At 41.1% G+C, this 12340-nt stretch carries 14 protein-coding genes; 11 read left to right on the top strand and 3 right to left on the bottom strand.

What is annotated here, in order from left to right:
- A partial coding sequence (locus FRX45_RS23540) for a hypothetical protein (RefSeq protein WP_226805218.1) occupies positions 1 to 204 on the top strand: 204 nt, incomplete at its 5' end.
- 52 nt (positions 205 to 256) lie between these two features.
- Here FRX45_RS23540 and FRX45_RS10290 read toward each other — a convergent pair.
- On the bottom strand, positions 257 to 748 hold the full coding sequence (locus FRX45_RS10290) for a YajQ family cyclic di-GMP-binding protein (protein WP_152268341.1): 492 nt from the start codon (positions 746 to 748) through the stop codon (positions 257 to 259).
- A 232-nt stretch (positions 749 to 980) separates the two neighbouring features.
- Between FRX45_RS10290 and FRX45_RS10295 the strand changes: the two genes are divergently transcribed.
- The 5 genes from FRX45_RS10295 to FRX45_RS10310 all read left to right on the top strand — a co-directional run bounded on the left by FRX45_RS10295 (position 981) and on the right by FRX45_RS10310 (position 5038).
- Positions 981 to 1775 carry an NIPSNAP family protein gene (locus FRX45_RS10295; RefSeq protein ID WP_152268342.1) on the top strand — a complete coding sequence of 265 codons (795 nt, stop codon included), beginning with the start codon at positions 981 to 983 and terminating at the stop codon, positions 1773 to 1775.
- Between the two features lie 367 nt (positions 1776 to 2142).
- The gene (locus FRX45_RS10300; RefSeq protein ID WP_152268343.1) at positions 2143 to 3516 is read left to right on the top strand and encodes a serine hydrolase domain-containing protein; all 1374 of its coding nucleotides are present in this window, start codon (positions 2143 to 2145) and stop codon (positions 3514 to 3516) included.
- Positions 3517 to 3558: 42 nt separating this feature from the next.
- Positions 3559 to 4089: a class I SAM-dependent methyltransferase gene (locus FRX45_RS10305; protein WP_152268344.1), complete on the top strand. Its 531-nt coding sequence runs from the start codon at positions 3559 to 3561 to the stop codon at positions 4087 to 4089.
- A gap of 110 nt (positions 4090 to 4199) precedes the next feature.
- Positions 4200 to 4373: a hypothetical protein gene (locus FRX45_RS23275; RefSeq protein ID WP_193311672.1), complete on the top strand. Its 174-nt coding sequence runs from the start codon at positions 4200 to 4202 to the stop codon at positions 4371 to 4373.
- Between the two features lie 26 nt (positions 4374 to 4399).
- Positions 4400 to 5038, top strand: coding sequence for a hypothetical protein (locus tag FRX45_RS10310; RefSeq protein ID WP_152268345.1), 639 nt, complete (start codon positions 4400 to 4402; stop codon positions 5036 to 5038).
- A gap of 269 nt (positions 5039 to 5307) precedes the next feature.
- Here the strand turns inward: FRX45_RS10310 and FRX45_RS10315 are convergent, their stop codons facing one another.
- Entirely contained in the window at positions 5308 to 5802 is a 495-nt protein-coding gene (locus FRX45_RS10315) for a DinB family protein (RefSeq protein WP_193311657.1), read from the bottom strand.
- Positions 5803 to 5881: 79 nt separating this feature from the next.
- On the opposite strand from FRX45_RS10315, the gene FRX45_RS10320 reads away from it, so the two are divergent.
- Positions 5882 to 7327 carry a sialate O-acetylesterase gene (locus FRX45_RS10320; protein ID WP_152268347.1) on the top strand — a complete coding sequence of 482 codons (1446 nt, stop codon included), beginning with the start codon at positions 5882 to 5884 and terminating at the stop codon, positions 7325 to 7327.
- Positions 7328 to 7426: 99 nt separating this feature from the next.
- On the opposite strand, the gene FRX45_RS10325 is transcribed toward FRX45_RS10320, so the two are convergent.
- Positions 7427 to 8227, bottom strand: a complete 801-nt coding sequence (locus FRX45_RS10325; protein ID WP_152268348.1) for an RDD family protein — start codon at positions 8225 to 8227, stop codon at positions 7427 to 7429.
- An 80-nt stretch (positions 8228 to 8307) separates the two neighbouring features.
- Between FRX45_RS10325 and FRX45_RS10330 the strand changes: the two genes are divergently transcribed.
- The 4 genes from FRX45_RS10330 to FRX45_RS10345 are packed head-to-tail and all read left to right on the top strand — an operon-like array spanning position 8308 to position 12340.
- Complete coding sequence (locus FRX45_RS10330) at positions 8308 to 9267, top strand: stage II sporulation protein M (protein WP_152268349.1); 960 nt, start codon at positions 8308 to 8310, stop codon at positions 9265 to 9267.
- 1 nt (position 9268) lies between these two features.
- On the top strand, positions 9269 to 10138 hold the full coding sequence (locus FRX45_RS10335; RefSeq protein WP_152268350.1) for a hypothetical protein: 870 nt from the start codon (positions 9269 to 9271) through the stop codon (positions 10136 to 10138).
- Positions 10135 to 11361 (top strand): DUF4350 domain-containing protein, encoded by a 1227-nt coding sequence (locus FRX45_RS10340; protein WP_152268351.1) that lies wholly within the window; start codon positions 10135 to 10137, stop codon positions 11359 to 11361. Before FRX45_RS10335 ends, FRX45_RS10340 begins: the two co-directional genes overlap by 4 nt.
- 1 nt (position 11362) lies before the next feature.
- Positions 11363 to 12340: an AAA family ATPase gene (locus FRX45_RS10345; RefSeq protein WP_152268352.1), complete on the top strand. Its 978-nt coding sequence runs from the start codon at positions 11363 to 11365 to the stop codon at positions 12338 to 12340.

Consider the following 12340-nt stretch of genomic DNA (forward strand, 5'->3'; position numbering starts at 1 on the left):
AACTTTTTAATCCTTCCTTATTTCCAACATAGGGGCTTGGAAAATACTAAACAGCCAAATCTTAACCGCAAAACCGCAACCAGCCGTTTGAAAAAAGAATTATTCTATTTTTACCGGACAGCAATGATCCGAAGTCTAAAAATCCGAAATTCAAACGAACATATGACTCCCTCCGCAACGTCTATCCCCGGTCACAGGTGTTAAAAGTCGAACGCTAACAACAAACTACAAACAATAAACTATTAAACTGTATTCCCTATGATCTCATATTCTCATACTGCAGCGGAATACCCAACTCCCATGTTTTGGAAGCCTGTATAACAGTCTGCAGATCGTCAATTTTTTTTGCAGTAACCCTTACCAGGTCATCATTAATAGAAGCCTGTACTTTTAAGCCTGCATCTTTTATATGTTTAACTATCTTTTTAGCATCTTCCTGCTTAAGCCCATTCCTCACGGTTACTTCTTTTTTCCATACTTTACCGCTTTGCGATCCTTCTTTTGACAAATCAAAAGCTTCGGGAGCGATACCCTGCTTATGTGCCCTGTTGATGAGCATATCAATCAACTGCCGCATCTTCATATCATCATCCGTTTCTATATTCAGCTTAAATTCTTTTTTATTCAAATCAATTACCACATGGGCGTCTTTAAAATCAAAACGGTTAGTGATCTCTTTTTTAGTAACATTTACAGCATTGTCCAATAGCTGGGCATCTACTTTGCTTACCATATCAAATGAAGGCATAATGATTATTTTTCAAATACAAATGTAATATATCTCATCATAGAACCAACAAATCAACCTTATACAAAACAGGTTGGTACATGATGGTAACAAACAGCAACTACCCAAAAAAGCATCCTGCACTATAAAATTCCAACAGCAGGCAGAAAGAAAATTGAAATCAAATAAAAAATCTATCTCCCCAAAGCTCCATTGGCTTATTTAGTTTATTTTGGGGACAAATTAAATTGCCATGATCAAAAAGAGCACGCATTTATTATTGTCTTCCGTTTTAGGTATCCTTTTTTTTACAAACGCTATTGCTCAGAATAAAAAAAATAACAGGGAGTTTTATGAGATAAAATTATATCATTTTACTACAACTGCACAGGAAGAAGTATTGGACAAATATTTGTCGGAAGCCTATATACCAGCATTACATAAAGCAGGCATTAAAAATATCGGGGCTTTTAAGCCATTGAGCAACGATACTGCCGCCGACAAAAGACTTTACGTTCTTATTCCGCTTAACTCAATGGAACAGCTACTTACGCTGCCACAACAATTGCAAAAAAATGCTGATTATACTAATGCGTCAAAAGCTTATACGGATGCGGCTTACAATGCAGCGCCCTATACCAGGATGGAATCTATTTTACTGCGTGCCTTTCACCTGGCGCCAAAATCGGCAATACCGCAATTAAAATCGAACAAAAATGAAAGGGTATATGAATTGCGCAGTTATGAAAGCCCTACTGAAAAACTATACTGGAATAAAGTGCACATGTTTAATGAAGGCGGGGAAATCCCTCTTTTTAAAAGGCTTCAGTTCAATGCAGTTTTTTACGGTGAAGTAATTGCCGGAAGCCGCATGCCTAACCTGATGTATATGACCAGCTTTGAAAACATGGCTGACAGGGAAGCACACTGGCAGGCATTCAGGGATGATGCCGTATGGAAACAACTTTCAGCAAAACCGGAATATAAAAACAACGTTTCAAGAAATGAAACTATACTAACGCAGCCTACGGTCTATTCGGACTATTAAATAATGAATGACTGTCATTTTATATTTTCTTCAAACATTGTTTCTAAGATGTCCAATAATTTCCCCAATAAATTTACTAACCGGAAAAACATCCTCGTAAATTGCATTACAAAAGAATTATCTTCATACAAGGAGCCCTTCCGATATGCTGGCATAATTTTATATATATAAAACCAAAATAAATTTTATGCAAAACTGGCTTAGAACTTTACTTGCAGGATACGGCGCTTACAAATGGGGAGGCGGATGTTTGGGTGGCATCCTTGTTTTTGTAATCATTTACTATCTTTTGGGATATTGTTAGCTTGTTTTGAAGAATGCATTTACCGGTATCGGGAACTATCACTCTTCAATTATACAGTTTACTATGCCCCGTAAAAAGGTCTTTTACCGCATTGCTTTTTTACTGTTTATTTGTTTACTTGTTATTGTGACAAGATATGTTTATCTGGCTGCATCTGTTATAAATGCATACGGTGCAAAAATAATATGCTCTGCGTTTTACCTTCAGCACCGGAGTGTACAAAAAGTTATTGAGGAAGAGCTTTATGCCTTCCCTTTTTCTTTGGCAGACTATACTTTAAATGAACAGGATTCATCGGTTACCGGAACGATATGGGGTTTGGCAAAACGAAAAGCTATTTACCGCAAAGGACTGGGCGCAACACTGGTGAGCGATAGCAGTGAAACCCAAATAAAAGCACAACATTTTATACTTCCGGTAAAGCCTTCAAAAAATACCGATACCATTGCCTGGCCCAATGGCAACCAGTTGCCGGATACATTGCCTCCGGGAATTGATCCCTTGAGGCTGGATACGATATTGCAGCAAGCACTCAATGAATATAAAGATGGGAATCCTGTATATACAAACGCAATTGTAGTATTATATAATGGTCAATTGGCGGCTGAGAAATATGCTCATGGCTACAATAAAAATTCACTCCTGCCGGGATGGTCTGTTGCCAAAAGCATAACAGCCGCATTAACCGGTATTCTCGTAAAAAAAGGAAAACTGGATGTAAATGCTCCGGCGCCCGTAGCGGAATGGAAGGGTACCGGAAAAGAAAAAATTACCTTAAAGCAGTTGCTGCAGCAAACTACCGGGTTGGATTATGAAGAGAATTACAGAAAACCATCCGGTGCAACCAGCATGCTTTTTGAAAAAGGTAACGCTGCAGCCTATGCAGCACAACTTCCGTTAGCATATACGCCCGGTACTGTATTCAACTACTCCAGCGGCAACAGCAATATTATAAGCAGGATCGTCCGGCAGGCCATGGGCGAAAACTATCACGCTTTTCCTTATGAATCGCTTTTCTATAAAACAGGCATGTATTCTATAGTGCTGGAGCCTGATGCATCGGGAACTTATGTGGGTTCTTCCTTTTGCTATGCAACAGCCCGTGATTATGCCCGCTTTGGCCTGCTCTACTATAATAATGGTAAATGGAACAATGAACAATTATTGCCTGAAGATTGGGTAGAAGCAACGGTTCAGCCATCGGTAGCAGATACACTACAACATTATGGATACCAGTTTTGGTTAAATGGTTTCAATAAGAATGATCCTTCGCAACGCTGGTACACTGATGTGCCGGCTGACATGTATTTTGCTGATGGCTTCGGTGGGCAGGATATTTACATCATCCCTTCAAAAAAATTAGTGGTAGTACGTTTGGGTTTGCATGTAATGGATGAAAACAAGCTACTCAAAGACATCATTTCAGCCATCCGGTAAATATTTCAATATATTGATTTAATCGAAACAAATTATTTCTTTATGCGCTTAGATGAGGCGGCAGCAATGCTTAATAATGATTACTTCCATACTGGAGAACAAATGGTTTGGGCCGACCTTGGATGTGGCAAAGGAACTTTTACCCTGGCGCTTGCAAATCTGCTCTCTCCGGGAAGCCTTGCGTATGCTATAGACAGCAACGCCGCCTCCCTGCAACAAATACCCTCATCCTATAAACAAGTAAGCATCGAAAAACACAAAGCCGATTTTGTCGGCGATAAGTTGCCATTTGATACAGTTGATGGAATACTTATGGCTAATGCATTTCATTATGTGCAACACAAAGATGCCTTTATAAAAAAAATTGCAGTTCATATAAAGCAAGACGGGCGGTTTTTAATTGTGGAATACAATACCAATCAACCCATACCGGTATGGGTGCCCTTTCCGGTAAGTTTTACAGCGTTACAAAACTTATTTTGGGATGCGGGTTTTAACACTGTCCGGCTGCTGAGCGAACGCCCTTCTGTATATGGACATGCCTCCATGTATTCTGCGATTATAACAAGATAATGGCCGTCTTTTTTTATACATATGTTAAGAAAACGGGCTGCAATAAATGAAAAGAGAAAAGGCATTATTTTTATAAATGAACCCATATTTTTATTATTAAACACACCAGAGTGACAAAGACTTCTTCCATTAACCGTGCATGGCACGAAAAGAACCGGATGCCTGCGAATGCCAATTTTGAGCAAAGGGTTAAATGGCATATGGAGCATAAAAAACATTGCTCCTGCCGCCCTATACCCAAAAAACTGGTAGAAGAAATGAAAAAGAAAGGACTATCATTGTAAATCCCATTTATCAACCTTTACCCATCATGAAAAAAGTATTTCAATTATTATTCAGTATATGCTTTTTTGTTTCGCCACTGCCGGCCCAACAATCTGATGATGTATCCGGGGGATATTTTCTTGAAGGTGTACAGGAGACCGCAAGCGGATTTCAGTTAAAACCCAATTATACTTTTACATTTTTTTTCACCTATGGCGGGCTCGACCGCTATGGATCGGGAAGATGGGCGCAGGAAAAAAATTCGATCGTATTTAACAGTCGCGTAAAACCATTAAGAGATTTCAAACTTCTATCGGGCAGGAGGGTAAATGATAATTTTGTTACGGTAAAATTCACAGATAAAAATCCTGCGTTGGTGAACGGCATTGAATGTACTTTGTATACCGCAAGAGGAAGGCAAAAATTATTCACCGATAAAAATGGCATAGTAAAATTCCCTAAACAGCAGGTGGATTCCCTGCATATCTTTTCCCCGCTTTTTCCGGATCATCCTTTCACCTTTATCGTAACCAATAAAATTCAGAATAATTTTGAATTTGCTTTTGAAAAATGGGTGGCAGAAGTTTTTTTTGAAGATTTTACTTTATTGTTTACGAATAACATGCTTGTGGGACAGCATCCGTTGCTGAACGGCAACAAGTTTCGGTATGTAAAAAACAAGTAGGTGGTGGGTGTCAGCAATCAGCCGTCAGCAATGAACTTCATATTCCGGAGATGATATGAGGTTTCAGGTATGAGATTAGGAGGTAAAATGAAAGCATCCGTGGTTTGACTTTGCCGGGTAATATTTTATAGCAGATGTGGAAGAATGTATTGTCCGGGTTTGTAACCAAAGTGCCGTCCATCTCTACTTGTGAAGAGGGACAAGAGTCCGCCCGCCTGCCCGACTGAGCCATTCAGGCGGGGCTGAATGTCGTTCAGCGGGGGGTGAGGCTATCTTTCATCAGCCGAAGGTCCGTATAAACCCGGCACCGGCACATTCAGCAAACGGAGATATACCGATAACTGTCCCCGATGATGAATAATATGATTCATTACCATGTTGCGAATAGCCACTTTCCGGGGCAATTCAAAACGCATCAGCTCAGCTCTTCTTAGCGTCCATCGGATGTTCAATTGTTCATCAGAGGTTTTTTCCAGAAATTCAACCGCCCGTTGTATGGTAAGGTCAAAAATTGCTATTAATTCATCTCTTGAAGAAACATTTATCCGGTTAAAAACATCCGTGGCAAAATTAAATTCAGTACCTGTCATTATATGATCAATCCATTGCGGTAGTTCCGCTATATGACAGGCCAGCCGCGCCAGCGACATGCTTTTTTCGTGTGGTTTCCAGTTAAACTGTTCTTCGGGTATCCGTTCCAGTATTTTGCGCGTATTTGATGCTTCGTATTTGAGTTCACCTATGAGTGCGGTATGCATTGACATTGAAAAAATTTTGACAAAGATAGAATTGATTTTGCTATGCTTTTTTTGTTTGTTACCTTTTCGGTATAAAATAAACCGTATGAATAAAAGCGTTGCATTGTTTTTTTGGGCCAGTTTTATCTTAATAGGTCTGAGTTTCGAAGGATTTGCCAACATTCGCCTTCCTGCAGTACTTTCCAATAATATGGTATTGCAACAGCAGTCAACCGCAAATCTGTGGGGCTGGTCATCTCCCGGAGAAAAGGTTTTCATTACCACATCATGGGGCACAACAGTTGATTCTACCATTGCATCGGGTGATGCCAAATGGAATATTGCAATCAAAACGCCTGCAGCGGGTGGTCCTTATACTATTACCTTCAAAGGCAATAATACGATTGTGCTTAATAATGTATTGATTGGTGAAGTGTGGGTATGTTCCGGTCAGTCGAATATGGAATGGAGCAGCCTGAATGGTTTACCTCAAATGGATGCCGAACTTCCGAACAGCGCCAATTCCAATATCCGTTTCTTTCATATTCCCAAAACCACAGCGCTAACTCCCCAGGATGATTGCGCGGCTACGTGGACAGAATGCAACCCGGAAACATTAAAAAGCTTTAGCGCAGTAGCTTACTATTTTGGAAAACAATTGCAACAAAAATTAAACGTGCCCATTGGGCTTATCAATACCAGTTGGGGCGGTACCCCTGCCGAAGTATGGACACCGGAAGAACTGGTGGAAAACGATCCGGAACTGAAAGCGGCTGCAGCTAAAATTGGCGTAACCAACTGGTGGCCCAACGCACCGGGGAGAGCCTATAATGCTATGATCGCTCCCATCACTTCTTTTAATATTGCAGGCGCCATCTGGTACCAGGGAGAAAGCAATGCAGGCACAGCATCTACCTATAAAGAATTGATGACAACCCTGATTGATAGCTGGCGCAAAGACTGGAACAAGGATTTTCCTTTTTATTACGTACAGATAGCCCCCTTTGCCTATGGCAATAAAAATATAGGGGCATTATTAAGAGAAGCGCAAACCCAAACGCTCACACATCCCAATACAGGCATGGCTGTAATAACAGACCTGGTAGATGATGTTAAAAACATTCATCCAAAAAATAAGCAGGATGTAGGTGCACGGCTGGCCGCCTGGGCTCTGGCGGAAACCTACAAAAAAGAAGGGATCACTTATAAAAGTCCCATGTATAAAAACATGGAAGTAAATAAAAATAAAGTAACGGTGTATTTCGACAATGCCCCCAATGGACTAATCATAAAAGGAGGAGAAAAGAAAGCAACTGAATTTTATATTGCCGGAGATGATAAGAACTTTTTGCCTGCCGATGTAAAGATTGATGGAGATCATGTAATACTTTACAACAAACAAATTAAAAACCCTGTAGCTGTTCGCTTTGCGTTCAGCAATACGGCAATAGCCAATATTTTCAGCAAAGAAGCCGGCCCGGACGGACAGGGATTGCCTGTAAATCCTTTCAGAACAGATGACTGGGATGTGGATACGGGAAAGGCGGATTGAGAAGATTTAGAGTTTATGGTTTGTTTGCAGGGTTTCGGGGCACAAGAACAGTTTGCGAACTTGCTCCCGTGAAACCTGGGACCTGCAACCTGGAACCTCCTATCCTTTCGTTGATAAATAATTATAATCCTTTAACAAGGTATCTAAAAAATCAAATGCAGGCATGGTACTTTGAATGGCTAATACATTCTTTACCCGGACTGAAGCGTTTTCCACCATCTGTATATGTCCTGTTTGGCGGCCCGTATCCAAAATACCCTTAATCGTATTAATATCTCTGTCGCTCAGGCGCATTACCTGTGGAAATACAGGAACATAGCTGTCGCTTACTTCCATGAAAATGGTGTCTTCAAGATTTCCTTTGGGATTAGCTTTTATGAGGAGTGTCCCGGCGGCCAAATCTCCAAGCCTTTTTGACTTTTTATGCACTGCTACCAAAACCAGGTCTGCAACAAACATCAGCGTTGTTATCCACAATGCTTTTAATGCGCCTATCCAGCCAAATACAATAGCTATGATGATAATCGGAATAGAAAGATCGGATGACCGCAGCAGCCAGCGGATCATATACTGACCCGGAGCGGCTTTGCCCCCGTTATCATTCACCACCCTTATGCCCAGTAATTTTTTCCCCACGCTTTGCCCGTTCCAGAACAATTCGCAAAAAAAATGATAGGTGAACACGGGCAGCAATATAATGAGTTGCAGGGCCCACATGTCGTATCCTGAAATATTACGTGCATAATTACCTGCGGCGGAAGCGTATACATTGTAAGCAATGATGATATAAAATATTTGCAGCACAAAATCAATGATCCAGGCTATCATTCTTGTATGAAAAGGAGCGCTTTCAAATTCAAGATCAATATTAAAACTGGTAGGAATAAAAATCTTACCCATAAGTATGCAATAATATATATTTGGGTCAGTTCTTAAACGATGTTAAGTATTTATTTAAATTGGAGCAAATTTAATTACCGTTGCGCGAAGCCTTATTTATAAAAAAGCATAAAGACAGGTGGCTGAAAACACAGCACATGCCGGCAGAAGATGCTGACGAAACCGGTGTAGATTTCACGCAACTGGTAGACGATCTTTCCTATGCCAAAACCTTTTACCCGCATAGCAGGGTAACCCGGTATTTGAATGCAAGGGCATCGCAAACTTACATGAGCATTTACCAGAGCAGGAAAGAGGAGCGCAACCGCATTACTGAATTCTGGAAGTATACCGTACCTCTTACCGTTCGTAAACATCATGGCGTATTGTTGTTTTGTGCAGCACTTTTTATTACTTTTTTTATAACCGGTTTTTATTCTTCGCAGCATGATGAAACTTTTGTGCGCGAAATGCTGAGTGATGGTTATGTGAATATGACGGAAGAGAATATTGAAAAAGGTAAGCCCTTTGGCGTATACGCTGAAGGAGGTGAACTGCTGATGTGGATGGGGATCATGATCAATAATCTTTTTGTGGCTTTTGGCTATTTTGCGCAGGGACTTTTGCTTTGCATTCCGTTGATCATTTCCTTACTTACCGAAGGCGTTCGGCTGGGCGCATTTGAACAAATGTTCTTTGCAAAAGGATTGGGCATGCAATCTGTGCTAACTGTTTTTATTCATGGCACACTGGAAATATCAGCTATTGTAATTGCAGGCGCGGCGGGCATTGTATTGGGCAAGGGCTGGATGTTTCCGGGAACGGGTAAAAGGTTAGATGCATTTATGCGGGGAGCTAAAGATGGCGTTATCATATTAGCCAGTCTTATCCCGGTTTTTATGGTAGCAGCCTTTTTTGAAGGATTTATTACGCGTTATTATACAATGCCGTGGTGGTTAAGTGGTTTTATTTTACTGCTTTCTGCTTCCTACATCACCTGGTATTATATTATTTATCCCGTGCGGGTGCAAAAACGCATGTTAGCCCGCAAAACCGTATAATGTGATCAGACGCTTTTTTTATATATACATTTTCCTCCCCGGTTTTATACATCTTTTTGCGCCTGTTGTTGCCTATGGCCAGGAATTCAGAGACAGCATCCGGGCAATAGAACAGAAAGACAGTATAGAAGCGCAATTAGACAGCCTGAGCGGCTACCACTCTGAAAGTGAATTTGCTGAACCGGACCTGGATACTTTATTTTTTTCAGGTAAAGAGGATCCTGAATCATTATACGATTCATCAATTATAAAAAACAGGTTTGTTCCCGATTCCATTACGCAAAATCTGAAAGGTGACAATGCTTTCTGGTATGCTAATAAAGACAGGCATGCCCAAAACAAAAAGACGGAAAGCAATTCATTTTGGGAAAAATTTTGGGAAACCGTTTTTACAATGCTCCGCTCGCCTCTGTTCAGGCAGATCATATGGCTGCTTATGCTCTCATTATTTGCTGCCGCAGTAATTTGGTTTCTTGTTCAAAACAAAATGAATATTTTTGGTTCAGGCAAAACGGTAATATTAGCCGCACAGGCGAAGGGGGGTGATGCAGATAACCTTTTTACTACCGACCTGCAGGAAGCCGCTGATAAGGCAGCGGAGAAGGGAGATTACCGTTTGGCCATTCGTTTTTCCTACCTGCTATTGTTAAAAACATTTTCTGAAAATGGTTTGATCAGCTACGGTACCGATACCACCAATAGTGAATACCTGGCCCAATTGTATTCCCGGCCCTGCTATAGGGATTTTTTTAATGTTACCCGCAGCTATGAATATGCATGGTACGGCGAAATGCCTGTGAACAAACAACAATATGAAAGTGTTGTAAGCGATTTTTCTTCACTGTATCAAAAAGCAGGCTTATCCATTTGAAAAAAGCAATACCATACCTGTTAGGGAGCTTATTGCTTTTACTATTACTGGCATTGCTGATAGGAGGGAATAAGAAAAATTTCGACCACAGAATTACATTAAGTAAAAATGATAAGATTCCTTACGGAAGCTATGTAGCCTACCAGAGCCTTTCTCATTTATTTCCACAGGCAAAAATAACCATCAACAAAAAAGCGCCGGGTTATTGGGATGAGGCGGTATTGGATTATGATACGGGCAGGCAGGCTATAATCATTATTTGCAAAGATTTTAATGCCAGTGATGAAGAATTGACGGAATTGTTTCATTTTGTAGGCAGGGGTAATGATGTGCTGATATCATCGTACGACCTGAGCAACGATGCGCAGCATTTTTTTCATTTGAATTTAAGTTATGCAGATGCGGGCTTTCCTGTGTATGACAATTTTAGTGAATTAGATACGCTGCAGTTGGGATTAATACATCCGCCATTTTCAAAAACAGATAACCAGTATGGTTATCCCGGCAGAAAATTCAATTCATGGTTCAATACCATTGATTCTTCCATGTCGTACGTACTGGGTACGTCAGGTGAAAGCAGGGCCTCATGCATTCGTTTGCGTGTGGGAGATGGCAGCTTTTTTATACACACCGCGCCACTCGCATTCAGCAATTATTTTTTGCTGCATAACCAAAACATGGGTTATTACAGCCAGTTGCTTTCTTCTATGGATGCCGGGGCATCAACCGTGGCATGGGACGAATATTACCTGCATAAGCCTCAAAACAGCGGACAAAAAGATCCATCTCCCCTCCGGGTATTAATGGAACAACCGGCTTTTCGTATGGCTTTATTAACGGCGCTTGCAGGATTGATTTTATTTGTATTGCTTGGTATTAAAAGAAACCAGCGCATGATACCTGTTGTTGCTGCACCTCAAAATGATTCATTGGATTTTGTAAAAACCATCGGCCGTTTATACTTTCAAAAGCGGGATAATAAAAATCTCTGCCAGAAAATGATTGTTTATTTCACGGAGCATGTCCACAGTCATTTTAATATAGCTACCGGAAATATGGATGCGGATTTTATTACACGGCTTTCTCAAAAATCAGGATGCAGTGTGCATACCATTCAATCTATAACAGACTATATTCGCTTTATACAGGAAGTGCCTGCTGTTCACGACCGGCAGGTAGCTGAGTTTTATCAGTTATTAGAACGCTTTTATAAAATTACTTAGCATGGAAGAAAATGTATTTCAGCCCCGAACGGATCTCTCACAACTGCATGAAGTTGTAGCGCAAATGCGCAGCGAAATAAGCAAGGTAATTGTTGGGCAGCACGACATGGTCAAATTAATTATGGCGGCGCTGCTTGCCGACGGGCATGTATTGATAGAAGGTGTTCCGGGCGTGGCCAAAACCTTAACCGCAAGATTGGTGGCTAAATGTATTGCATTGCATTTCTCACGCATACAATTTACGCCCGATTTGATGCCATCCGATGTATTGGGTACTTCTGTCTTCAATCCGAAGGAAGGCGGCTTCCAGTTTAAACGCGGGCCTATTTTCGGCAATATTGTTCTGGTTGATGAAATTAACCGCGCGCCGGCTAAAACGCAGGCGGCATTATTTGAGGTGATGGAAGAAAAACAGGTAACGGTAGATGGGTATTCGCATCCTATGGAAAAACCTTTTATGGTGCTGGCCACACAAAACCCCGTGGAACAGGAAGGTACCTATCGTTTACCTGAAGCGCAGTTAGACCGTTTTCTTTTTAAAATAACCGTTCCCTACCCTACCGAAGAAGAAGAGATTGCCATATTGAACAGGTTTCATCAAACACCGGGAGAAGAAATAGCCGCACAGTTAAATGCTGTATTATCGGCAGCACAGATCAGCGAACTGCGACGATTGGTGAGACTTGTACTGATTGAGGAAAAGCTATTGCAGTTTATTGCCCGCCTGGTAACATCTACCCGTTCGCATAAATCCATTTACCTTGGCGCCTCTCCCAGGGCATCATTGGCTATAATGATGTCGGCAAAAGCCGCAGCGGCTATGCAGGGCCGTGACTTTGTAACGCCTGAAGACATACTTGAAATGGCTCCTCCCGTATTACGCCACCGCATTATTTTAACGCCCGAAAAGGAAATGGAGGGTGCGACAGAAGATGATGTAATAAAAGAAATTATTCATGCACTGGAAATACCGCGATAA

It is taken from the genome of Agriterribacter humi (assembly GCF_009192765.1).
Taxonomy (GTDB): Bacteria; Bacteroidota; Bacteroidia; order Chitinophagales; family Chitinophagaceae; genus Agriterribacter; species Agriterribacter humi.